At 48.6% G+C, this 23,851-nt stretch carries 19 protein-coding genes; 16 read left to right on the top strand and 3 right to left on the bottom strand.

All coding sequences use genetic code 11. The features are described from left to right. Positions 1–19 precede the first annotated feature (19 nt). From flgG to flgL, 7 genes are all read left to right on the top strand, one after another. Positions 20–805, top strand: a complete 786-nt coding sequence (flgG, locus tag MK185_02315; GenBank protein ID MCH2039455.1) for a flagellar basal-body rod protein FlgG — start codon at positions 20–22, stop codon at positions 803–805. 25 nt (positions 806–830) lie between these two features. After that, entirely contained in the window at positions 831–1,508 is a 678-nt protein-coding gene (locus MK185_02310) for a flagellar basal body L-ring protein FlgH (protein MCH2039454.1), read from the top strand. 4 nt (positions 1,509–1,512) lie between these two features. Continuing rightward, positions 1,513–2,610, top strand: coding sequence for a flagellar basal body P-ring protein FlgI (locus MK185_02305; GenBank protein MCH2039453.1), 1,098 nt, complete (start codon positions 1,513–1,515; stop codon positions 2,608–2,610). Beyond that, on the top strand, positions 2,607–2,918 hold the full coding sequence (locus tag MK185_02300) for a hypothetical protein (GenBank protein MCH2039452.1): 312 nt from the start codon (positions 2,607–2,609) through the stop codon (positions 2,916–2,918). The genes MK185_02305 and MK185_02300 overlap by 4 nt, the downstream gene beginning before the upstream one ends. Before the next feature lie 120 nt (positions 2,919–3,038). Beyond that, positions 3,039–4,118 carry a flagellar assembly peptidoglycan hydrolase FlgJ gene (flgJ, locus tag MK185_02295; GenBank protein MCH2039451.1) on the top strand — a complete coding sequence of 360 codons (1,080 nt, stop codon included), beginning with the start codon at positions 3,039–3,041 and terminating at the stop codon, positions 4,116–4,118. After that, positions 4,111–7,098 carry a flagellar hook-associated protein FlgK gene (flgK, locus tag MK185_02290; GenBank protein ID MCH2039450.1) on the top strand — a complete coding sequence of 996 codons (2,988 nt, stop codon included), beginning with the start codon at positions 4,111–4,113 and terminating at the stop codon, positions 7,096–7,098. Before flgJ ends, flgK begins: the two co-directional genes overlap by 8 nt. A 9-nt stretch (positions 7,099–7,107) precedes the next feature. Next, a complete protein-coding gene (gene flgL / locus MK185_02285; protein MCH2039449.1) occupies positions 7,108–8,346 on the top strand; it encodes a flagellar hook-associated protein FlgL in 1,239 nt (412 codons plus the stop codon). A gap of 7 nt (positions 8,347–8,353) precedes the next feature. On the opposite strand, the gene MK185_02280 is transcribed toward flgL, so the two are convergent. Further along, positions 8,354–9,568, bottom strand: a complete 1,215-nt coding sequence (locus MK185_02280; GenBank protein MCH2039448.1) for a cation:proton antiporter — start codon at positions 9,566–9,568, stop codon at positions 8,354–8,356. A 9-nt stretch (positions 9,569–9,577) separates the two neighbouring features. After that, entirely contained in the window at positions 9,578–9,898 is a 321-nt protein-coding gene (locus MK185_02275) for a hypothetical protein (GenBank protein MCH2039447.1), read from the bottom strand. Positions 9,899–10,032: 134 nt separating this feature from the next. On the opposite strand from MK185_02275, the gene MK185_02270 reads away from it, so the two are divergent. The 8 genes from MK185_02270 (at position 10,033) to MK185_02235 (ending at position 22,332) form a co-directional block, all read left to right on the top strand. Next, a complete protein-coding gene (locus MK185_02270; protein MCH2039446.1) occupies positions 10,033–11,349 on the top strand; it encodes a DsbA family protein in 1,317 nt (438 codons plus the stop codon). 145 nt (positions 11,350–11,494) lie between these two features. Further along, positions 11,495–12,991, top strand: a complete 1,497-nt coding sequence (locus tag MK185_02265; GenBank protein ID MCH2039445.1) for a hypothetical protein — start codon at positions 11,495–11,497, stop codon at positions 12,989–12,991. A 201-nt stretch (positions 12,992–13,192) separates the two neighbouring features. After that, positions 13,193–13,954 carry a carboxy-S-adenosyl-L-methionine synthase CmoA gene (gene cmoA / locus MK185_02260; GenBank protein MCH2039444.1) on the top strand — a complete coding sequence of 254 codons (762 nt, stop codon included), beginning with the start codon at positions 13,193–13,195 and terminating at the stop codon, positions 13,952–13,954. A 9-nt stretch (positions 13,955–13,963) separates the two neighbouring features. Then, positions 13,964–14,962 carry a tRNA 5-methoxyuridine(34)/uridine 5-oxyacetic acid(34) synthase CmoB gene (gene cmoB, locus MK185_02255; protein MCH2039443.1) on the top strand — a complete coding sequence of 333 codons (999 nt, stop codon included), beginning with the start codon at positions 13,964–13,966 and terminating at the stop codon, positions 14,960–14,962. Positions 14,963–15,273: 311 nt separating this feature from the next. Further along, the gene (locus MK185_02250) at positions 15,274–16,473 is read left to right on the top strand and encodes an efflux RND transporter periplasmic adaptor subunit (GenBank protein ID MCH2039442.1); all 1,200 of its coding nucleotides are present in this window, start codon (positions 15,274–15,276) and stop codon (positions 16,471–16,473) included. A gap of 24 nt (positions 16,474–16,497) precedes the next feature. Then, positions 16,498–19,653, top strand: coding sequence for an efflux RND transporter permease subunit (locus MK185_02245; GenBank protein MCH2039441.1), 3,156 nt, complete (start codon positions 16,498–16,500; stop codon positions 19,651–19,653). 142 nt (positions 19,654–19,795) lie between these two features. Continuing rightward, the gene (locus MK185_02240; GenBank protein MCH2039440.1) at positions 19,796–21,859 is read left to right on the top strand and encodes a hypothetical protein; all 2,064 of its coding nucleotides are present in this window, start codon (positions 19,796–19,798) and stop codon (positions 21,857–21,859) included. Between the two features lie 107 nt (positions 21,860–21,966). Beyond that, positions 21,967–22,332 (top strand): VOC family protein, encoded by a 366-nt coding sequence (locus MK185_02235; protein MCH2039439.1) that lies wholly within the window; start codon positions 21,967–21,969, stop codon positions 22,330–22,332. Positions 22,333–22,385: 53 nt separating this feature from the next. Here MK185_02235 and MK185_02230 read toward each other — a convergent pair whose 3' ends face one another. Then, on the bottom strand, positions 22,386–22,958 hold the full coding sequence (locus tag MK185_02230; GenBank protein ID MCH2039438.1) for a TetR/AcrR family transcriptional regulator: 573 nt from the start codon (positions 22,956–22,958) through the stop codon (positions 22,386–22,388). 192 nt (positions 22,959–23,150) lie between these two features. Here MK185_02230 and MK185_02225 point away from each other — a divergent pair, with 192 nt between their 5' ends. After that, positions 23,151–23,723, top strand: coding sequence for an NAD(P)H-dependent oxidoreductase (locus MK185_02225; protein MCH2039437.1), 573 nt, complete (start codon positions 23,151–23,153; stop codon positions 23,721–23,723). Positions 23,724–23,851 lie beyond the last annotated feature (128 nt).

Genomic DNA, 23,851 nt, shown 5'->3' with positions numbered 1-23,851 from the left:
GAAGCTTGAGGATAAGATTATGTTACCAGCACTTTGGGTAAGTAAAACCGGCTTAGAAGCTCAGGATCTGGCACTGTCGACGGTATCAAATAACCTGGCGAACGTCGCAACTACCGGTTTCAAGAAAGATCGTCCGGTATTTGAAGACTTGCTTTATCAGATCCAGCGTCAGCCCGGCGCTAACTCATCGGCAGACAGTCGCTTACCCTCAGGGTTGCAATTAGGTACCGGTGTTCGTACTGCTGGCACACAAAAAATCTTTACCACCGGTTCGCTGGAGTTAACCGATCAGCCGCTCGATCTGGCGGTAAATGGCCGTGGTTTCTTCCAGATTACCTTGCCGGATGGCAACCTCGCTTATACCCGTGATGGTACTTTTCAGATTAACAACGAAGGTGTGGTGGTGAACGTTAATGGGTATCCACTGGAACCACAGATTACTGTACCGGAACAAGCCAATAAAGTGACCGTCAGTAAAGACGGTATTGTGCAAGTTACTATCAGCGGCGATCCGGCACCACAGCAGCTCGGTCAGATAGAGACGGTCGATTTTATTAATCCAGCAGGATTGGAAGCGGCTGGTGGTAACTTATTCCGTGAAACCGCTTCCAGTGGTGCCCCCCAGGCTGGTGTACCTAATGAAGCAGGGTTCGGCAATATTGAACAGGGTGCACTGGAAAAATCCAACGTCGAAGTGGTGGAAGAACTGGTAAAAATGATTACCGTTCAACGCTCTTACGAAATGAATTCGAAAGTTGTTTCGGCTGCAGATGGTATGCTGCAGTTCCTGACTCAGAACGTATAACGTTCAGTTTTACGGTGAGGTAGTTATGCGATATTTATTAATTTCTCTCAGTATTTTATTTATCGGTTGCACCAGTGTCCCGCTGGAAAAAGACATCTACCCGGACGACCCGGATTATGCCCCGGTATCTGCCCAAAGCCTTCAGCCACCACCCAGTGTGAGTGGGTCTTTGTTTAGTGCGGGTTATCCAAATGGCTTTTTTACGGATCAGCAGGCACGCCGTATCGGTGACATTATTACCGTGATTTTTGATGAGCGGTATCGGTCGCAAAAGTCGGCTGAAACCAAGTCGGACAAGTCATCTGAGAATAGCGCTAACGCTGGTAATCTATTGGGTACTGTGCCCGGCTTTCGTAATATGGACCTGGGTGTTGATCTTAAAAACGAACGAAAATTTGCCGGTAAAGGTGAAGCCGATCGTTCCAACAGTTTAACCGGTCTGATCAGTGTGTCGGTGGCGGATATCTTGCCTAACGGCATACTGAAAATTCGTGGCGAAAAATGGCTGACAATCAGTGAAGGTGACGAATACATCCGCATTACCGGCATGATACGGCCACAGGACATTACGCCGGATAATACCGTAGTTTCGAGTAAAGTAGCGGATGCAAGAATCTCATTTGGTGGTCGTGGCTCACTGAACAATGCCACCAAACACGGCTGGGCTGACCGGATCTTTAATTCACCCTGGTGGCCTTTTTAAGGGGATGCAGATGTTCAGAGTACTGTTTTTCTTGTTACTGAGTTTGAGCGCTGGGTCAGGGTATGCCGAGCGTATCAAAGACATCACTTCTATTTCCGGAGTACGCAGCAATCAATTAATTGGTTATGGGCTGGTCGTGGGTCTGGATGGCACCGGCGATAAAGCACCGTTTACCACTCAGACATTTCGTAACATGATGACTGAATTTGGTATCAGTTTGCCACCGGGCGTTGATCCTAAATTGCGCAACGTTGCGGCCGTCACAGTGACCACAGAACTGCCAGCATTTGCCAAACCTGGCCAGCGCATTGATATCACGGTTTCGTCGTTGGGCAATGCCAAAAGCCTGCGAGGTGGTTCGCTCATTTTTACACCGCTGAAGGGCGCTGACGGAAATATTTATGCGGTTGCACAGGGTAATCTGGTGGTTGCCGGGTTTGGCGCTGAAGGTAATGATGGTTCAAAAATTACTGTGAATGTTCCCAGTGTTGGTCGTATTCCTAACGGTGCTACGGTTGAGCGTGCTGTACCGAGTAACTTTGCCCGCGGAGACAGTTTGATTTTTAATCTTGATCAGGCTGACTTTACAACCGCACGCGCTATGGTCGAAAAAATTAATGAACTGTTGGGGCCGGGAACTGCGGAAGCTATTGATGCAACGTCTGTTCGTGTCAGCGCTCCCAGAGATACAACTCAGCGGGTCAGTTACTTGTCGGTTATCGAGAACCTGGAGATTGAGACTGGCAAAGAGCGTGCAAAAATTATTATTAATTCGCGCACCGGCACGATCGTGATGGGCCAGAATGTCATGATTGATCCGGTGGCCGTCACCCATGGAAATCTGGTCGTCACCATCACAGAAGATTTTAATGTTGAGCAGCCCAATCCGCTTGCCGAGGGTGATACTGTTGTGGTGCCACAAACGAACATTAATATCGATGATGGTGGCGACAGCCGGATGTTTAAATTTGGTCCGGGTGTTTCACTCGACAGTATCGTCAGAGCGGTCAACGAAGTGGGTGCAGCTCCCGGTGATTTAATGGCGATTCTGGAAGCAATGAAACAAGCGGGTGCGTTAAAAGCGGAGCTAATTGTGATATGAACAATGAAATGTTTGCACGCCTGAAAGGCATGTCGCTGGAAATTCAGGCGCTGGTACGTCAAGGGGTACGCGATGGTATCAGTGAACGTATTGACGAACGCAATGCTCTGTTGCAGGAGTGGTTTACTGAAATGAGTGCGCTGATCGATATTACCAATGAGCAGCAGCTTTTTCTCGAGGATATGCTGCAACAGGAACAATCCTTGTTAAAGGAGTTGGAGCAGGAGCAGAAAGAACTGGCGATGGATATGAATGGCCGGAAAAAATTGACCCAATACCAGAACATTGCCGGTAATCATAAACTTTAGTCAGCGGACAACCGCTTCTTAAACCCCATAATGGCGACATTATGGGGTTTTTTATTTTAACTCTGCTTAATCTCCAAAACTGGCAAACTAATTGCAATTTCCTGCAAAGAGGTGATTGTTATGATTCAAAGCCAACATCAGGCTGCCAATGTATATACCGACATCAATGCGTTGCAGGGTATTCGACAGCTAGGAAAAGACGACAAAGACGCGGCGCTTATGGAAGTAGCGAAGCAGTTTGAGTCTATGTTCCTGAATATGATGTTGTCTTCGATGCGTCAGGCCAATCAGGTCTTTAAAGAAGACTCGCTGTTCAGCTCGTCTGAGTCTGATTTCTATCAGAAAATGTACGATGACCAGATCGCCTTGTCACTCTCCGGCTCCCAGGGCACGGGGCTTGCCAAGGTGATTCATCGTCAGATGCTGGCCAACTACGGTATGCAACAGGACAAGCCGGAATTGAATCACGATCAGTTACGTCGACACGACTCCAGTCTGAATAAAGCCATCGAACAGGTGAACGATATGCTCGGCACCAGCGCAGCTGAAGAGCCCGAGCGGGAAGCTCGCCCAGCGCAAGCAGACAGGTCGGATGTGCCTGCCGTTTCAACGGCAACTGCGACGCGATCAGTACCTTCGGTGGCCATGCCGTCAGTAATTACAGCGGCGAGCGGTGAGGGAGTGAAAGGGCAACAGTTTGCCACTCCACAAGCGTTTGTTGCCGCTTTGTATCCCCATGCACAAAAGATTGGTCAGCAGTTGCAAGTAGACCCGAAAGCCATCGTTGCCCAGGCAGCACTGGAAACCGGGTGGGGCAAACACATGATCAGCGATCAGCAGGGCAATAATAGTTTTAACTTCTTTGGTATTAAAGCCGACTCGCGCTGGCATGGCGATAAAGTAGACATTATGACCCACGAATATCGTGGTGGTGTACGTATGAACGAGAAAGCTTCGTTTCGTTCTTATGCATCACTATCAGACGGCCTGGCAGATTATGCACGCTTCCTGAGTGATAACAAACGTTATGAAAATGCCGTTGGTCAGGGGTTAACCGGTAAACACTATGGTCATGAATTGCAGAAAGCCGGTTACGCCACCGATCCGGCATACGGTCATAAAATTAACCGTATTTCTGCTGGTGCTATTATGACCAATGCGCTGCAGCAGATGCAGGCTGGAGAAAATAACGATGGGTAATTTACTCAATATCGGTATTTCCGGTCTGAATGCTCAGAAAACTGCACTTACGGTTACTGGTCAGAATATTTCAAATGCCGGCACGGAAGGATACAGCCGCCAGCGTGTTGAATTTAATCAGAATGACCCTCAATTCCAGGGCCGTGTTTGGGTGGGCAGTGGCGTTAACGTCGCTTCTGTTAATCGCATTCATGATCAGTTTTTAACCGAACAACTGCGCCGCGATACGACCAATTTTAATCAATTTAAAACGCTGGCAGAAAATGCCAAACAAATCGACAGCCTGTTGGCTGATCCGGGTACAGGGGTTCAACCCGGTCTGGAGAAAATGTTCGGCGCGTTGCAAAGTGCCGTGGATGATCCTGCATCGTTGCCTGCGCGTGAGGTACTGCTGAGTGAATCCAAAGGTCTGATCAGTCGTTTTACCACCATTAATGATCGCCTGAATGAACAGAATAAAGTACTGAACGGTCAACTGGGTGCCGTTGCGGGTGAAATTACTACCATCGGTAAGGCCATTGCCGAATTAAATGAACAAATTCAATTTGCTACCGCTTCGGCTCAGGGCAATGAGCCAAATGACTTGCTGGATCAACGCGATCAGTTGCTGCAAAGCCTGGCGGTGCATGTCAAAGTCGAGGTGGTGCAGCAAGATAATGCCGGCGTAAACGTGTTTATTGGCAATGGGCAGGCGTTGGTGATTGGTAATGAATCGCGTGAAGTGTTTACCGAGGTGGGTGAAACAGATCCAACCCGCGTAGAGGTATTTTTTCGGGATGGTGATTCGGTTCAGAATATCACTGAAGAGCTGACTGGTGGTGAAATCGGCGGCATGCTTGATTTTCGGAAAACTGTTCTTGAGCCAAGTATTAACGGCCTTGGCCGTATGGCGCTGGTTATTAATCAGACATTTAACGAGCAGCACAAGCTGGGTATCGACTTCGACAGCCGCAAAGGTGTGGATTTTTTTACCAATATTAATGAACCACAACGCACCTATGAACGCGTTATTGGTAATCGCAATAATGCCCAACCGAATGATCGTCAAGTTTCAGTGCATATTACCGATGCTGGTAAATTAACGACCAGCGATTATCGGGTAGAGTTTACCGGCCCGGATGATCTGACCTACAAAGTTGTTCGTATGAGCGACAATGAAGTTGTTTTAAAAAATACCCTGCGCGGTGCATTACCCGATACCGTTGAGGTAGAAGGTTTTGAGATTCGCTTCGAAGAGGGCAGCTTCCAGCAAGGTGATCAGTTCCGTGTTTTTCCAACCCGCAGCGGTGCTGGGGATATGGAAGTGAATCTGACACGCCCTGAGCAGGTGGCTTTGGCAACCCCGATTAAAACCTTGTCGGCATCGGGTAACCAAGGTAGCGCGACCATTTCCCAGGGCAGGGTGTATGACACCAATACATCGTATCTGTCGAATGAAGGGAAAATGGACCCTCCGCTGATAATTCGCTTTACCTCGCCAACCAGTTACGATGTGCTGGATAACTCAGATCCGGTAAATCCAATTCCGTTGTTTCCGCCATTGATGAACCAACCATTTGTGTCTGGCATCACCAATAATATTTTACCGGAGAATACCGGAAAAACAGCGTTTACCAGCTTTGGTGGTTATTTGCCGGTGGCTCCCACGTATCAGCCACCATTCCCTGCAGCGACGGTTTCCGCGGGTAATGGCTTTTTTCCTGAGCGGGTAATGATCAGCAAGACGGACCCGTTGACCGGTCTGCAGGTGACGCAGCCTACGTTATTAACACCGGCGAACGCGTCGGCCAAAGAAATTGCTCAGCTGTTGAGTGAACGTGATGGCGTTGAGGCTTCTGCAAGAACCACAGTGCAGCTGTCTGATTTTAAGAATGAAGTATCACCAACCGGCTTTATGAAAGTGGGTTTAACGGTGAACGGTATTGAAATGACCGATGTGTTGGGCAGCACTCAAACCAAGTACGAAGATGGTTACCCGACCGATGTTCCTGATCCAATGACACCCAATTTTCTGGCGGATCGGATTAACGCCAACTTTGACTTTCGTGATCAGGGAATTATTGCCCGTTCAGATGGCGATACATTGACTATTATTGCGCTCAATGGCGACGACATTGCACTGGAAGTAACGGGTGATGCGAATGATGGTTTTTCGGTCAGTAATGGCCAGGACATCGTATTAAAAGAAACCGGTAACTTACCGATAAAAGCACTGACTGAGAACAGTGGCTTTGATTTCAGAAATGACGGCCCATATACCTACGAATTTGATATTCCTGGCCAGGGAACATTCGCCATCGAATTAAACGAGCGCTACAACTCAGGTACAGATCTGGTTAATGGCATTAAAGATAAGCTGGAAAATGCCGGATTTACCTACGCCGGTAACCTTGATGTAGAGATTAACGAGCGTGGTCAAATCAGTTTTCAGCCGCGTCTGGATGTGAATGGTACCGGTCCGAATGGCTCGAATAAAATTACCATGGGCGGTCAGCTTAAGGTGGTTACCGAACCGGGTTACAGCCTGGAAATTGAGCCGCCGGGTAATAACCTGTTCCCGGCTAAACCAGAGGGCGAACCGGTACATTTTGGTTTTGATCTGGAGATTACTGGCCTGGCAAAACAAGGGGATGAATTTACGGTTGATTTCAACGAAAACGGTACCTCGGATAGCCGCAACGGCGTGGCGTTGGCGGACCTGAAAACTCAGGACACGTTGAGCGGTAATACTAACTATACCGAAGCCTACTCGCGGCTGGTGGAAACGGTTGGTTCAATCACCAGCAGGGCTGAGGTCAATCGTTCTTCCAGCGAAGTACTGCAACGAAATTCTGAACAAGCCGTGACCAGTAAATCCGGTGTCAATCTGGATGAAGAAGCTGCCGCGCTGATTAAACATCAGCTGGCGTATAACGCCAGTGCTCAGGTGATTAAAACGGCACAGGAAATTTTCGATACTCTGATAGCGACGTTCCGATAGGGGAAGCATATGCGCATTTCTACACTACAAACCTTTCAGAACGGCATTAACGGTATTCTCGATCGTCAAACGGGCGTGAATAAAACGCAGCAGCAGATTTCGTCCGGTCGTCGGGTGCTGACACCGGCAGATGACCCAATTGCTTCTACCAAGATTTTGCAATTACAGCAGGATATTGCTCAGAAAGACCAATACAAACGCAATATGACGGCAGCTAAAAACCGTCTGAATCTGGAAGAAGCAACGCTGAAGACCGCAACTGATAACCTGGCACGGTTAAAAGAGCTGACTGTGAATGCCGGTGGCGGCAGTTTGACCATCGAAGATCGCCAGGCAATCTCGGCCGAAGTAAAACAAATCGAAAAAGCCATGGTGGATTTGTTTAATACTAAAGATGCCGGCGGTGAATATATTTTCGCGGGATTCCGGGGTAGTGAACAGCCATTTGTACGCGGTGAAAACGGTCGGTATGACTTTAAAGGCGATGAAGGACAGCGTTTTCTTGCCATCAGTGATTCCACCACAATTCCAACCGGAGACAGTGGTAAAGGCATTTTTGTTGATGTAAAAGCCATTGCGAATACCTTCAGTACCCAGGTCAGTACAGCCAACCAGGGGGACGCGAAAATCAGTGCCGGATTTGTCAGCGATAAAGAGAAATACGCTGAATTCTATCCGGACGATTTGGTGATCACTTTTAATCCGGATGATGCAGTGACGCCGAATAGATCAACCTTTAGTGTTCGTCGCGCCTCGGACAACCGCATCGTAGACGGGCTGGATAAGATGCCGTATAACGCCGGTACATCGATTGAAGCCGAAGGTGTACAGTTTAAAATCTACGATATTCCTCAACAGGGTGATCAGTTTATTATTAAATCATCACCGCGTCAGAGCATCACCGATACTCTGTATCGCTTGTCAGAAGGACTCGATACGTTACAAGACAATCAGGCAGATTCAGAAATACTTGATAACCTGATATCAGATACGCTGAACAATCTCAGTTTTTCTGAAGAATCAATATCGAAAACCCGCAGTAAAATTGGTGCACGCCTGAATGTGGTTGAGAATAACGAAAAGCTCATCGCCGACGTCGAATTGGTGAGTAAGAAAGTACTGTCAGAGCTATCCGATGTTGATTTTGCTGAGGCAGCCAGTCGTTTGAGTTTTCAGACCGTGGTGTTGGAGGCTGCGCAACAAAGTTACGTTACGATTTCTCGCCTGTCATTATTCGATAAACTGTAAACAGCGACTAAGGCTTTTTAAACAGACGATTCCAGAATGATGTTGATGCGCCGTGTACAAAGATACTGATAAATATCGTCAGGGTCGCGGTGCTGTACAACAGTTGAAGGTCCGTATCTTTTTTAATGTCATCTTTCAGAAATGTGGTGTGCTCCAGCAGCAGTAACAGATAAAGAACACTGGCAATACCGCGTGGTCCGAACCAGGCAAGAAAGGCTTTGGCTTTGAATGCCAGCTTGGTCCCAATCAGACTGACCCAAACCGGCAGCATGCGGATCAATGTCAGGCTTAATACGGCATAAAAAGCACTCTCAATAGTGACAGTTCCCCAGGCGACCGGAACGAATACCGCACCAAAGATAAAAAACACGGCCAGAGTTAATAGCTGGCCTTCTGCCTCACCAAACTCCTTAATCCGCCCGATCACTAACTTATGACGGGACTGTAAGAACAGCCCAGCCAGGAACACAGCAATAAAGCCATTACCGTGCAGAACTTCCGCAAGACTGAACGCAACAATCGCCAAACTGATGGATGATAAACGCTGATACATTGGGGAGATCCAATGGCTATTGTGTGCCCGATTGATCAGATAGCTCCCCAGACGACCGATCACAATGCCACTCAATGTGCCCAATATCAGTTGTAAGCTGATGGTTTCTGCCCAATAAAAACCGTCCAGGTGTTCGTCGCTGGCCAGCGTCAGGAACGCCAGTAGCATCAATAACAGTGGCAGCGCGATGCCATCGTTTAAGCCACTTTCTACGTTAATGGAACGGCGCAAATCGCGTTTGATGTCTTTCTTATCCATCACGCTCTGTGCCAGCGCCGCATCGGTTGGTGTCAGAATCGTTGCCAGAATAAAGGCAAATAACCAGGAAACACCCAGTAGCCAGTGTGCCAGTAGTGCGCCGCAGAGAATGGTTAATGGCAGTCCGATGGCGAGCAGGCGTATGGGATAGCGTTCGAACTGAATCAGATCTTTCAGACGTATCCGGGAGGCATCGCTGAACAAAACAATGGCCAGCGTCAGCTCTGCCAGTAGTGTGATGGCCGGGTTGGACAGTTCCGTATCCACCCAGCCGAGAACCATAGGGCCGGCAATGATCCCGGCCAGGACAAACACCATCGGTGCGGTAACATCGGCCTGATCAATCTTCTGTGCTAATAATCCATAGCCAAACAGGGTCGCTGCCAGCAGCAGCATCACGTGAGCTTCCATAGGGCTATCTCAGTCCTCCCAAATGATCCTGATGGGTTCTCCAAAGTCATCGTAAATGACTTTTTTGCGAGGTTTCCTGCGTTTGGGTTTCGACGCTGCGGGTTTACGTTTGTCCTGACGGCGCTGGTCAATGGTTTGCAGTACGTGATCAACCGGAGTTCGCTCCTCTTTGGGTTTTTCGAACCCCAGTGAGCGGTCGTTGTATGCGCCATTAATCAAGCCGGTTTCGCCGCGAGACAGCTCGGTAACCTGACCGCCTTTTCGCAGAAATGCTTCGACCTCAGAATTGATCTGATCGCGGACTTCACTCTTGCTCGGACGTTTATTCATAGTACTGGAAACTACTGCACGTAAAACCGACTAATCCGTTAGTATAACCGACAAATAACAAGATCACCGCTGTGCCCAGTGATCCGTTGACCTGTGTGGCCAGAAAGCCGCAAAAAATGTCGAGCGAAAATTCTATGATGTTAAAAAAACGCCTCCAGAGACATGGCGCCCGTCTGCTCAGCAGTCATACCCTGAAGAACCTGAAACGCCGTGGCTGGCAAGTACGTCAGGCATTAACGGCAGGTCAGCCTGAGGTGGAAGTCTGGCTGCGCGCGAACGACCCATATTGCTACCTACTGGTCCAGATATTGCCATCGCTACAGCAGCGCTTTGCGGTTAACTGGCGCTTTCGGGTAATTGCATCGTTACAGGATGTTATGTACCCCGAGCCGGAAATGTGGCAAAGCAATGCTGTGCTGGACAGTGGTTACCTTGCCGAATTGTACGGATTAACATCCCCGGCATTGGAAGCGCCTTCCATTGCTCAGGTTGAAGTGGCAACCGCCAGGCTACTGGAATTGCAACGAAAGCCCCTCGACTGGCAACAGGTTATTGCTGTTTATGACGATCTTTGGCTGGGCAATCTGCGTGCATCAATCTGTCTGACGAACGCGCAGAAACAGCTGTTGGCGGATAATGAGCAATTGTTGCAGAAAAAAGGACATTACCTCAGTGCAACACTCAACTTTCAGGGGGAATGGTATTGGGGTCTGGATCGTATGGATCATCTGGAGCGGCGGTTAAATAGTCTTAAATTAAATACGGCAACAGCCAATGTCATATTTAACAAAACCTACGTTGACTTCTGTCGCCCGTACGATGCCAAACATGTTGATTACGAACAGAAAAAACAGCCTTTGATTCTGTATTTTTCCATCCGCAGCCCATACTCTCATCTTGGTCTGGAGCGGGCAGTAACTTTGGCTCGACATTACGATATTCCTGTTATTGTAAAACCGGTTTTACCAATGATGATGCGTGGTCTGAACGTACCACCGACCAAGAAGTTTTATATCTTCTCTGATACTAAGCGTGAAGCAGACAAATTCGGGATTGATTATGGCTTTGTTGCAGATCCTCTGGGTCTGGGTGTTGAACGTTGTTACGCGTTATTCGAATACGCTCGTCAGTTGGGGAAAGAGGTCAATTACTTGCTGAGCTACGCCCGTGGTGTCAATGCCGAGGGTATTTTGTCGGAAACCGATGCGGGCTTAAAAATGATTGTCGAGCGTGCGGGCCTGGAGTGGTCTGCTGCTCAGGCAATTCTTACCAAGCCGGGCTGGCGTACCGATTGGCATAAATGGGCTAACGACCATCGCGAAGAAATGATTCAGCAGGGACAGTGGGGAGTGCCGAGCCTCCGCTATCACAATATGACCTTATGGGGGCAGGATCGGATTGAGTTTATTGAACAAGCAATTCGACACGCTTTGTTAGGGCCTGAACAGTGAGGCAGGTAATGGCTGCCAGTATTGCCGGGATGGACACTCCCGGTTACGGTTTTTATTGATAGCTTTGTATACTAAAATAATGCGTTACTCACAGTAGGCTGAACGCTTCTCTGTGGTGCGTTTATTCGCTAATTCAGGATGTAAAATGATTAAAAAATCCAAGGGTATCGCTCGTATTCTTGTTGGCGGCGCATTGTTTCTGGCCGGGGCTGTACCGTTTTTCACCATCATAATGGAAGAAGTTTCCGGAGTCAGAGTAATGGACCAGATTATGGTCGCCGTTGCTCTGTTACTCTTATTCGGGATCGTGGGTTATTCGGTTATCAGGCTTTCATTCAGAAAAAACGCAGTGCGCAAGCGTTTGACGGAAATTGAAGGGGCTGGTATCTACAGTGATCAGAAAAGCTCTCATCTCGGATTCTATATTACAGCCGGTCTTATAAGCGTCCCTGCGCTGCTGGTGGCGATCTATGGCATGGTGTTCAGCGGTTCTTTGAATGTAATGTCGCTGCTGTTTTTAATTGTGGGCTACGTGTTATTCGCTTTTGGTCGAAAAAGTAAGAGTGCTTACGATGCGATTGGCGCTACGCCGATACAGCTGGACCCTAAATTTGTGATCGTGGGTCGTGAGTTTGGCGGCTCATTTCCCTTACAGGCAAAGCCACGTAACGGCTTGACGCTCAGGCTTACCTGTTTGCACTCGTATACCACTGGAAGCGGCGATAATCGCACTAATCATACGGATGTTCTTCACCAGCAGGACACCCGAGCCTTTATCGATACCGATACCGATACCGATACCAGCGAGCAGCAGCGCGTTGTATTTTTGTTTGATATCCCATCGGATGTTCCGGGTACTGACAGCAACGAGCATCGCGGTACCATTCGTTGGCAGTTAAAAGCAACGGGTCAGGTGACAACCAATCGCAAAGTACCGGGAACCCAGATTGCAGAATTAATGGAATTTTCCCGAACCTGGGATATTCCATTCTTGTCGTTGGAATTGGCCAATGAGTTAGGCATCGAAATGCAAGCATCACAGTTACATATTCCCAAACAACATCAGGAAACGGTGCAGCGTGAGAAACAGCAGGAAGCTCAGCAAAGTGTCAGTCGTCAAATTGCCATGGAAGCGGAGGCCGATGGCTCGATATCGTTAATTAGTGAGGCGGGTCGTAACAAGGGTATGTGGGGCATGCTGTTGGTGTTCGGTTTTATCCTTGGCGTCGTCGGTATCTTTCTGGTTCAGGGAGCACTGCGGCAAGGAGGCGGCCTGTGGTTTATGGCCTCGGCGTTTGTTTTGGCTGGTTGGGGAATGTTTTTCTACGGATTATTTGTGTCTGGACGCAAACTGGAGACGTCTTTGCGAGATGGGCATGTGCAGGTTATCCGCAGTTTATTCGGACGTCAGTTGTATCAGCGTAATGGCAAGATAACTTCACCGTCACAACTACAACTAAAAGCCACCATGACTTCCACTGCGCACGATCATGTTAAAACCGAGTATATGGCGCTTTACGCTGAGATCGATGGCCAGAGTATAAAACTGGTCGAAGGCATTAAAGGGCGTCAAGCTGGCGAAGCCATGATGGCCAATATCAAGGCGGCACTGACAACCAGCCTTGACGATGAATTGGTTTAGCTCGTTCACAGAAAAGCCCATGTCACTATCAATTGTCCTGAGAATGGCCTGGGCGGGTATTGTTGAGAAGCCGTAACCCCTGACATAACTGACAAGCCATGACTTAAACGACCGTGCGTTTCAACGCTGGTAGCTTGAAATGTGCTGCATCGTGCTGGCTTCTGATAGAATGCGCGCCTCAAATTTGAATCGCAAATCGTTATGACTCCGCAAAAACCCGATATCGAACAGGATACTGACCGTATCTATCAGGCAGACCACGGCGAAGTGGCCAACTTTGCATTTGATGGTGCGGTTGCGCGGGTATTCCCGGATATGATTAAACGCTCGGTGCCGGGCTATGCGGAAACGGTTGCCATGTCAGGTGTGATCGCTGGTCGCTATGCGCAGCCCAACTCAAACCTGTACGATTTAGGCTGTTCTCTGGGGGCGGTTACCCTGGCGATGCGTCATGGTGTTGATGGCAAGCCTGAATTAAAGAACTGCCGTGTGGTGGGTATCGACAATTCAGCTTCGATGCTGGAGCGCGCGGGTCATTACGTGGCACTGGACGATTCACCGATTGACGTTGATCTGGTGTGTGACGATATCTGTTCTTACCCAATGAACAACGCCTCGGTGACGGCGCTTAATTTTGTGCTGCAGTTTATTCCACTGGATCAGCGACTGGATTTATTAACGCACGTGGCGGCGTCAACCAATCCGGGTGGTGCGCTGATTTTGTCGGAGAAGTTGTGTTTCGACACAACCGAGCAACAGCTGCAAACCGACCTGCATCACGATTTTAAACGCGCCAATGGCTACTCCGACTTAGAGATCGCGCAGAAGCGGGCTGCCATCGAAAATGTGTTACTTCCGGAAACCGAAGACACACATACCCAGCGATTAAAACAGGCGGGTTTCTCTAACGTCATCCGCTGGTATCAGTGTTTTAATTTTGTGTCATTTTTAGCGGTTAAATAGTTGTATTTCATGAGTGAAAATATCCTCTCCTGGTTCGAAGAACTCACCGATTTCATGCGTGAAGGTAAATTGGCTCCCTGGGCCGATGTATTGCCACAACAACTGCAGGAGATCCTGGTCGCTAAGGAACACGGTGATCAGCCACGTTGGCTGAAGGCACTGAACAGCTTGCCAGTGGTTGCTGGTGTGTCTGCTGAATTAACCGCTCATGACTTGCGTTTATCCAGCGAAGCCATCAACGACCAGCAACAGCAGCAAGTACTGGACGGCTTAAAGGGATTGATGCCCTGGCGTAAAGGTCCGTTTCAGTTCTTCGCCACGCACATCGATACCGAGTGGCGTTCGGACTGGAAGTGGGAGCGGGTTCTTCCGCATTTATCGTCCTTAAAAAACCGGGTCGTGCTGGACGTTGGTTGTGGCTCTGGCTACCACATGTGGCGCATGTTAGGTGAGGGCGCTTATCGTGTTGTTGGTGTGGACCCATCCCGTTTGTTTCTGATGCAGTTTCAGGCGATGAAGCGGTATTTGCAGTCCACTCAATCTGAACCGGTACGGGCTGACTTATTGCCATTAAAAATGGAAGACGTACCGCCTCGGTTAAAAGCGTTTGATACCGTCTTCTCCATGGGCGTCCTGTATCACCGTAAGTCGCCGCTAGAGCATTTGCAGGAATTAAAGGATGCATTGCGACCCGGCGGTGAACTGGTGTTGGAAACCCTGGTGATCGACGGGGGTTTGGGCGATACGCTGATGCCGGAAGACCGATATGCCATGATGCGCAACGTTTGGTTTCTGCCATCAACCGAAACGTTATTGCTCTGGTGTCGCCGCATTGGTTTTAAAAATGCGCGAGTGGTGGATTTAAACCAGACTTCGCTCGATGAACAGCGCAGCACTGAATGGATGCAATACAATTCGCTGAAAGACTTTCTTGATCCGGCTGATACCAATAAAACCGCCGAAGGTTATCCAGCGCCGTTGCGAGCGGTGGTAATCGCAGAAGCATAACGATCCGGCGTCAGCACAGTCCGATTCGCTCAATAGTCAGTACCGATGCCTGACGAATTCTCCCCTGATTAATCCCACTAAAGGACTGCAGTTGGCGCGTAATAGCCAGCTGTCAGTCAAGCGGCTATCTGTTGTTATAAATATTAATAGTGTAGAGTGCCCGGCTTTGCATTCAATCTGACCTGATATGCCCTATCTTTAGTTCCATTTATGGAACAAATCGATGCTAAAAGGATGCATTGTTGGCAACTTTCCGCGCGCGTAAAGTGTGCTCCATCAATTGGGAGGCCCTTTTCAGGGAAATTTAAGCTATGAAATCATTCAAATTACCGTTGGTAGCCATGTTGAGTGCAGCGGTATTGTTGGCATCCTGCTCATCAGAGCAGGCGGATACTCCACAAGGCGCGACGCAGCAACCATTGCAACCGATTGATGTTGCCCGTGTTGTTACTGCAGATGTGGTCGATTGGAGTAATTTCACCACCCGTTTGCAGGCGCCTCAGACTGTTGAATTGCGTCCTCGCGTCAGCGGTGTGATTGAATCCATCGAATTCACCGAAGGCAGCCGGGTTGATCAAGGCGACCTGTTGGTAAAATTGGACCCTCGTCCGTTTGCTGCAGAGGTGAATCGTTTAAAAGCTCAGCGTGATGCCGCGAAAGCCGCCTTAAAACAGGCTGAGTTAGAAGAACGCCGCAGCTCCAGTTTGCGTAAAAACAAAGCCATCTCTGCGGAAGAGGCTGACGCCCGGATATTTCAGGCGCAACAACGTCGTGCAGAGCTGGCTTCGGTTGAAGCCGCATTGGAAGCTGCGCGCCTGAATCTGGAATTTACCGAGATTCGCTCGCCATTAAATGGCAACACCTCGAATGCCTTTATCCAACCGGGCAACACGGTTAATGCCAATGCCAGTGTATTAACCAATCTGGTATCGACGGAACAGGTTCACGCTTATTTTGATATCGATGAACGTACCTGGAATGCTCAGTTCGCTGATGTTACTGCCGACACTCAATTGGCGGTGTATTTGCAATTAACCGGTGAAGACGATTACGGCCACATGGGTGTACTCGACTTTATCGATAACCGTGTTGATTTTAATACCGGCACTCTGCGAGTGCGTGGCACGTTCCCAACCGACAGCAACAAATTACGTCCGGGGGCGTTTGCCCGTGTGCGTATTGCCCCTCACCAGCAAACCAGCAGCATTCTGGTACCGGAAACGGCGATTGGCACCGATCTGAAAAACCGTTTTGTATTAACGGTTGATGTCGAAAATAAACTGGCATATCGCCTGGTAACTTTGGGTACCCGTATCGGCAGCTTACGTGTGATTAAAACCGGATTAAAAGAAGGTGACCGTATTGCGGTTAATGGTCCGGCCCGCGTTGGCCCTGGCATGCCGATTGAGCCACGGGAAGTGGACGTTGACATCTCAGTGCTGGATAAAAAAATTCCGCTGACCCGCATCGAAAATTCTGTGAAGAGCAGCGCCGTGGCGCTGGTCGAATAGTACTGATTCGGGAGATATGCGCAGATGAATTTCAGTCACTTTTTTATTAACCGGCCGATTTTTGCATCGGTATTGTCGTTGCTGATTTTAATCGGTGGCAGCATTTCATTATTCCAGTTACCGGTAAGCGAATACCCGGAAGTGGTGCCACCAACGGTGGTAGTAACCGCTAACTATCCTGGTGCTAACCCGAAGGTGATTGCCGATACCGTAGCGTCACCGCTGGAGCAGGAAATGGCCGGCCTCGACAATATGTTGTATCAGTCGTCGCAGTCGACCGCTGATGGCCGCATGACATTAACCATTACCCTGAAGCTGGGCACCGATTTAGACCGGGCACAGCAACAGGTTCAGAACCGTGTTAATACGGCATTACCGCGCTTACCGCAGGAAGTACAACGTTTCGGTGTCACCGTCGAAAAAGCCTCACCGAACCTCACCATGGTGGTGCATATTTTTTCGCCGGATGGCTCGCGTGATAACAGTTATCTGGCCAACTATGGCGATATTTATATCGAAGACGAACTAAAAGCGGTTGAAGGTGTGGGTAATGTTCAGCTGTTTGGTGGTGGTTCTTATTCCATGCGTTTGTGGTTACAACCAGAAGCGCTGGCGGAACGCCGTTTAACCGCGGGTGATGTCATAACCGCAGTACGCCAGCAAAACCGTCAGGTGGCGGCGGGTACTCTGGGCGCACAACCTATGGTGCGTGAAAATCAGTTTCAGATTTTGCTGAATGTGCAGGGGCGTTTAAGCACGGTAGAAGAATTCCAGAACATCGTAATTCGTGTCGGTGAACAGGGCGCTATTACCCGCTTAAAAGACGTTGCTCGTGTTGAACTCGGTGAAAATACCTATGCATTGCGCTCGTTGTTAGACGGCCAGAATGCGATTGCCATTCCGATTTTTCAGCGCCCGGGTTCGAACGCCATTGCGCTGTCGGATGCGGTACGGGCAAAAATGGCGGAGCTGTCAGAAAACTTCCCGGCCGGTATGAGCTATGAGATTGCATACGATCCTACGGTCTTTGTACGTGGGTCGATTGATGCGGTAATCACCACACTGCTGGAAGCGATTGTGCTGGTGGTATTGGTGGTTATTTTATTCCTGCAAACCTGGCGTGCGTCGATTATTCCGTTAATTGCGGTACCGGTGTCATTAATTGGTACCTTTGCGGTGATGCAATGGTTAGGTGTATCGATTAATACGCTGTCGTTGTTCGGCTTAGTATTGGCGATTGGTATCGTGGTGGATGACGCCATCGTGGTGGTTGAAAATGTCGAGCGTAATATCGGCAATGGTTTGTCACCGGTTGAAGCTACCAAACAAGCGATGACTGAAGTAACCGGGCCAATTATTGCCATTGCACTGGTACTGTGTGCGGTCTTTATTCCAACTGCCTTTATTCAGGGGTTAAGTGGCCAGTTCTATAAACAGTTCGCTTTGACAATCACCATTTCAACGTTAATTTCAGCCTTTAACTCGCTGACTTTATCTCCGGCGCTGTCAGCCATTTTGTTGAAAGGTCATGACGACAAACCAGACGCATTAACCCGCGGCATGGATAAAATCTTTGGTGCCTGGTTATTCCGTCCATTCAACCGTTTATTCGATAAAAGCTCGGACCTGTATGAAGGTGCCGTGCGCCGTTTGATTCGTTTTGGTGCCATTGTTGGTCTGGTGTATTTCGGTCTATTAGCGTTAACCGGGAAAGTGTTTAACGATGTGCCGGGTGGTTTTATCCCGGCACAGGATAAACAGTACCTGGTGGCGATTGCGCAATTGCCGGACGCTTCCAGCCTTGATCGTACCGAACAAGTGGTGCGTGAAATGACCGGCATCGCCCTGGCAAATCCAGGTGTGGCCAATGCCATTGGTTTTCCAGGTTTATCTGCTAACGGCTTTGTTAATTCATCGAACGCCGCCATTGTATTCCTGCCTTTAAAATCGTTTGAAGCGCGCAAAGGTGACCCATCACAAAATGCGTTTGCCATTGCAGGTGCACTGAATGCTCAATATGGCGCCATTGATGAAGCGTTTGTGGCGGTATTCCCACCACCTCCCATTTTGGGACTGGGTACCACTGGTGGTTTTAAAGTGCAGCTGGAAGATCGCGGCAACTTAGGTTTTGATGCCTTATTTGCAGCGCTGCAAAAAGTTCAGGGCATGGGCTGGCAAGACCCGGCATTAACTGGATTATTCTCCAGTTTCCGTATTCAGGTACCGCAGCTGGATATCAGTGTTGACCGCGAGCAGGCATTGCTACAGGGCGTGCCACTGAGTGAAGTGTTTGATGCGTTGCAGATTTATCTGGGTTCTGTGTATGTGAATGACTTCAACCTGTTTGGCCGGACTTATCAGGTTAATGCTCAGGCGGATGCACAATACCGCTTAGACCCGGAACATATTCTGCGCTTAGAAGTGCGTAATGCGGCCGGTGAGATGGTGCCTCTGGGGGCGATGGTAGAAATCAAACCAACCACAGGGCCGGATCGGGTTATGCGCTACAACGGTTATATGAGTGCCGAATTGAACGGTAATCCATCACCGGGTTACAGCTCAGATCAGGCGCTGGCTGCGATGAGCAAAATTCTGGATGAAAACCTGCCGGATGGTATTGCCTACGAATGGACCGAAGTCACTTATCAGCAGATTCTGGCCGGTAACACTATGGTCTATATCTTTCCGCTGGTGGTGCTGTTGGTCTTCCTGGTGTTAGCAGCAACGTATGAGAGTCTGACCTTGCCAATGGCGATTATTTTAATCGTACCCATGACCATTTTATCGGCACTGTTAGGCGTCGCTATCGATGGTGGTGATAACAATATCTTTACCCGAATCGCCTTGATTGTATTGGTGGCACTGGCCTGTAAAAACGCCATTTTAATGGTGGAATTTGCTCGTGATCGTAACCGGGGTGGTTTATCGCGATTGGACGCGATTCTGGAAGCTTGTCGATTGCGTTTACGTCCGATTCTGATGACGTCCATTGCGTTTACCGCGGGTGTCGTACCTCTGGTGCTGGCAACCGGTGCCGGCGCAGAAATGCGCCAGGCCATGGGGAATGCAGTGTTCGCCGGTATGTTGGGGGTGACCTTCTTTGGTCTGCTGTTTACCCCGGTGTTCTACATGGCGATGACCGCCTTTGATAAAGACAAACGCAAAGAAGCTGAGCGTTAATTCTTAACGCCTGAACGATAAGTGGTTTAGTTTAAAACCGTCTGTTATCTACGATAGCAGGCGGTTTTTTTATCATCCATTGTCAACCACTCGACGGCTTGCGCGTTTAGTACGTAAAGCCATGCAGCGAGGAGTTGCCAATATGATGTTGACTAACAACGCCGATCGAACGTCTGGGGTACGAACCCTGTCTGTTCTCAGAATGATCATTCTCTGTCTGCCAGTCTGGTTAATGATCGCAGGGTGTGATGAAGGCAGTGCCAGTGACGCGGGTGATGAAAATACGGCGGATGAGGAGTACTCAAGCGGTGCAAGCGATCCGTCAAACGCGTTGCCGGTAGTTCGGACAACGGCTGGTATTAACGCCGCCGACAGTCTTACTCAAACTGATACGGCTGAAACGTTTGAATTTGAATTCTATCGCAACAGCACTTACGAATGTGGCCTCAGTGGTTACTACACCTTCATGGTTGTCAATCCTGTCAATGGTAGTGCCAATGATGAAGCCCCTCTGTGGGTTTATTTACACGGTGGTGGGAGTGGTTATTACGGCGAAAACGGCGCCTACTTCGGCACTAACGGGCAAACGGAAGACTCCTGGAATCACGAAGAAACCTTTAACGACTTCCTCGTCACTCAATTGCAAACAAGAACGACTGAAAATGGAGAGCGTCAGGACATTACCCTGACCCGGCGTCTGCAGGAGGGCTACCGCTTGCTGTTGGTTTCAATGTGTGACCATGATTTGTATTCTGGCCTGGGAACCCCTTATCTGAATCACCCCGATCCTGCTGCTGAAGTCAACGGTATGCAGGCGACCATGGCTGCGCTGGATTACACCGTAGCGAATTATCCAACGACCCATGTATTTGCTCATGGCACCAGTGCTGGTGGCATTGGCGCCTTTAATCTGGCGATAAGCTATGCAGCTGAAGGCATCGAGTTAACCGGAATCGTCTCGGATTTCTATCTGGGCGAGCGAGCGCTGCCATTACTGGACGAATTTGCAGGGAACTCCCCCTATCAAAGCGGCTACGACTCGAAAAAGGCGTCGGATAAAATTGGCTATTTTGCTGATATTGACCAAGGTTCAGCCGCAGAAGACCGTATTGACGCTGGCTTCGATGACGTGCCGGTATTGTTTATTGGCGGTGATCAGGACCCATTCTGCATCGGCCATCAATCGGCTGTACCTGAAGCCGCCGTGCGCGGTCTGACCAATTGTGAGTATGTCTGGGAAGAGCTTACAGAGTCGGTGAATAATCAGCCAAACAGTCCGCATCAAGTGAGTTTATTGCCAGGTGAAACCCACGTGCCCACCAATTATGTATCACCCGCGCAGGACATCGTGGATGCGTTTATTGGCCGGATTCTCGCGGATAATCCACAGCCTCCGTTTGCTGCCAAGCCCACGCTTATTCCCGGCGATAAAATGATGATGATGGGCCACAGTTTCTTCCGGCCGTTTGCCGATGAGATGCCTTTTCACGCTTCACGCACGGGCGTTGACGGTCATAGTCAGAGCGTCGAGTTTTCAGGCGGTGCCTCGGGTACACCTTTGTCACTATGGAAGGATGCGGAGCATCGCAATAATATACAAGCGGTACTGAATGCCGGCGATGTCGACGTATTTGGTATGACCTGTTGCGATTGGCAGCTCACCGCAGACGGTGACTCAGCACTCACACCTGACGGCGACCCGATATTGTCGCTGGACGGCTGGAAAAGCTGGTTTGACTACGCACTGGCACAAAATCCAGATACTGAATTCTTCATTGGCATACCATGGATTGATTATCCCACCGACTATGCTGACGCAGCAGAATACAGCGAAATCTGGGAGCTGTTTTACAACACCTTGGTGTTACCAGCAGTCGACGACCTGCGTTCGCAGTATCCGGGCGTAGTCATCTACACCATTCCATACGGTGCAGGGGTAAATGAGTTACGAACCCGGTTTGAGGCGGGCAACCTGACCGATATAGACAATTTTGAGGGTAACAGCGAAAGTTCACTATTCACAGACTACAAAGGGCATGGAGGTCAACTGCTAAAGGATTTGGTCGAATACATCTGGATCGATGCGATCTATGGTATCGACCTGGACACGTACACGTTGGATGATGGTTACCAAACGGATCTGAAAGCGATAGCTAAGGCTATTATGGATGCACACGACCCAAGCTATAACGGGCCGAATCGATAGAGGGCATTTCATGCCCTTTATGGCTGGTGCCGTTATGTCAGAAAGAGGTAATGCTATTCTAACCAATACAACATAACGACCATAAGAACCGAAAGGAGAGTTGAGCATTGAGCAATCTGAATACAATCGAAATAAAGGCATTCGTACCGGCAAAGGACTTTGATTTATCGAAAGCCTTTTATGCGGATATGGGCTTTACTTTGGCATCAGACACCGATGGTATTGCTTATTTCCATCATGGAAGTTCCAGCTTCTTACTTCAGGATTTTTATCAAAAGAGTAGCGCTGAGAACTTCATGATGCACATGCTTGTAGAAGATGTTTATTGTTGGCATCAATCTATTAAAGATTCACGGATAGCGGATAAATATAAGGTTAAAATTTCTGAAGTTAATCAGCAGCCCTGGGGCATGCTTGAATTCGTGGTATTCGATCCAAGCGGTGTACTATGGCGTTTCGCCCAGAATGTGTAAGCTGGGCACGATCAGCAAGAGCATCGGTTATAATTAAATGATGGAGATTAAGCCTAAAACGGAATGTGGGAGGGTTCGCCCGCGGCATTGATTTCTCGTGTCAGCACAGAATAAATAATATCCGTAAGCATCTTCGCAATTTCATCGGTAGTAATCGGTAGCGCTTTGTGTTGTATGGAGTAGCCTTCAATGTACGGTAGCAGTATTGCAGCCGCATGTGCTGCGTTATTTTCATCATACTGCTCCCAGAATGAACATAACTTTTCCACTGATGCGGAATAAAACTGGTTGAGTTTATCTTCAATCTCTCTATCGCGCATTGATACAGCCCAAAGCTCCCTGAACACGATACAGGCATCGTTGATTTGCTCCGTTTGTTTTAGTACGAACAGAATAAGGTTATACAGTTCTTGTTTCGGATCAGTGGGCAGTTTTCCAGGAGAATATTGTTGAAGTGTGTCATTACACTGGTCGAAGTAGTGTTCTGTTAAGGCGTTTAAAAGAACCTGTTTATTCTTAAAATGATGCTGGATATTATTGAGACTCCGGCCTGCTGTCGCAGCAACGCCACGCATCGTAAGGCCTTCCACACCTGAGACTTTTAATACGGACAGGGCTGCGTCCATAATCTGTCCTTTGGTTTCAACACCTCGATTACTCAACTGGTTACCCTTTAGATCAAATATTCTGATTGAGGCTCAGGTTATATTACGAATCTCAATGGGTCAATCGACCCAGTTTATATTGACAATCTGTTTGTATGGCTCTAGTCTCAATAACTGGGTCGCTTGACCCAGTTTTGTCTTGTGAGGTGAACTGTGAAAAGAGTACTGGTGATAAACGCAAATCCTAAAACTGATAGCTTAACCAAGTCATTAGCGAACCAGTATACGGATAGCGTTAATAGTCAATATGAAGTGAAGGTGATTCACATTGGTGACCTGGATTTCACTCCAGACTTGAAGGAGGGTTATCAAACGATTCAGCAGCTGGAACCTGATTTAGTGAATACACAAGCACTGATTTCATGGGCTGAACACATAGTCATTCTCTCTCCTGTTTGGTGGGGTACGGTACCGGCAAAGTTCAAAGGACTCATAGACAGGACGTTTCTTCCGGGTTTTGCGTTTAAATACGAAGAAGGTAAGGCGATACCCAAGAAGCTATTGAAAGGTAAAACGGCGGAAATGATTGTTACGCTTGATACTCCGGTTTTCTGGTATAAATACATTCAAGGTAATGTGATTTACAAGCATTTAAAGAGAACCGTGTTAGATTTTTCTGGTATCAAGAACAACCGGACTACATATTTTGGTCCGGTAATATCGTCGAAGCATAAGGATATCGAAGGTTGGCACGAAAAAGTTACCAGATTGGCTGCGAGTATTTAGTAAATAACGAACGCGTAACCAGCCAGAATTTTAGATTCATGAGAACAGAAAAATACAACATCATGTTTGATAAATCTGTCTCATGAGACATAGAATTCCATGCATTCCAATGGGGCTTTGGTTGTCTT

This window comes from Saccharospirillaceae bacterium, assembly GCA_022448365.1.
Taxonomy (GTDB): Bacteria; Pseudomonadota; Gammaproteobacteria; order Pseudomonadales; family Oceanobacteraceae; genus Bacterioplanoides.
Note: the sequence above shows the minus strand (reverse complement) of the source record. Positions and strands in the feature narration are given on the sequence as shown.

Bases quoted from the DNA above. Each gene is read 5' to 3' on its own strand.
- flgG (MCH2039455.1), top strand. From the start codon at position 20: ATGTTACCAGCACTTTGGGTAAGTAAAACCGGCTTAGAAGCTCAGGAT.
- MK185_02310 (MCH2039454.1), top strand. From the start codon at position 831: ATGCGATATTTATTAATTTCTCTCAGTATTTTATTTATCGGTTGCACC.
- MK185_02305 (MCH2039453.1), top strand. From the start codon at position 1,513: ATGCAGATGTTCAGAGTACTGTTTTTCTTGTTACTGAGTTTGAGCGCT.
- MK185_02300 (MCH2039452.1), top strand. From the start codon at position 2,607: ATGAACAATGAAATGTTTGCACGCCTGAAAGGCATGTCGCTGGAAATT.
- flgJ (MCH2039451.1), top strand. From the start codon at position 3,039: ATGATTCAAAGCCAACATCAGGCTGCCAATGTATATACCGACATCAAT.
- flgK (MCH2039450.1), top strand. From the start codon at position 4,111: ATGGGTAATTTACTCAATATCGGTATTTCCGGTCTGAATGCTCAGAAA.
- flgL (MCH2039449.1), top strand. From the start codon at position 7,108: ATGCGCATTTCTACACTACAAACCTTTCAGAACGGCATTAACGGTATT.
- MK185_02280 (MCH2039448.1), bottom strand. From the start codon at position 9,568: ATGGAAGCTCACGTGATGCTGCTGCTGGCAGCGACCCTGTTTGGCTAT.
- MK185_02275 (MCH2039447.1), bottom strand. From the start codon at position 9,898: ATGAATAAACGTCCGAGCAAGAGTGAAGTCCGCGATCAGATCAATTCT.
- MK185_02270 (MCH2039446.1), top strand. From the start codon at position 10,033: ATGATGTTAAAAAAACGCCTCCAGAGACATGGCGCCCGTCTGCTCAGC.
- MK185_02265 (MCH2039445.1), top strand. From the start codon at position 11,495: ATGATTAAAAAATCCAAGGGTATCGCTCGTATTCTTGTTGGCGGCGCA.
- cmoA (MCH2039444.1), top strand. From the start codon at position 13,193: ATGACTCCGCAAAAACCCGATATCGAACAGGATACTGACCGTATCTAT.
- cmoB (MCH2039443.1), top strand. From the start codon at position 13,964: ATGAGTGAAAATATCCTCTCCTGGTTCGAAGAACTCACCGATTTCATG.
- MK185_02250 (MCH2039442.1), top strand. From the start codon at position 15,274: ATGAAATCATTCAAATTACCGTTGGTAGCCATGTTGAGTGCAGCGGTA.
- MK185_02245 (MCH2039441.1), top strand. From the start codon at position 16,498: ATGAATTTCAGTCACTTTTTTATTAACCGGCCGATTTTTGCATCGGTA.
- MK185_02240 (MCH2039440.1), top strand. From the start codon at position 19,796: ATGATGTTGACTAACAACGCCGATCGAACGTCTGGGGTACGAACCCTG.
- MK185_02230 (MCH2039438.1), bottom strand. From the start codon at position 22,958: ATGGACGCAGCCCTGTCCGTATTAAAAGTCTCAGGTGTGGAAGGCCTT.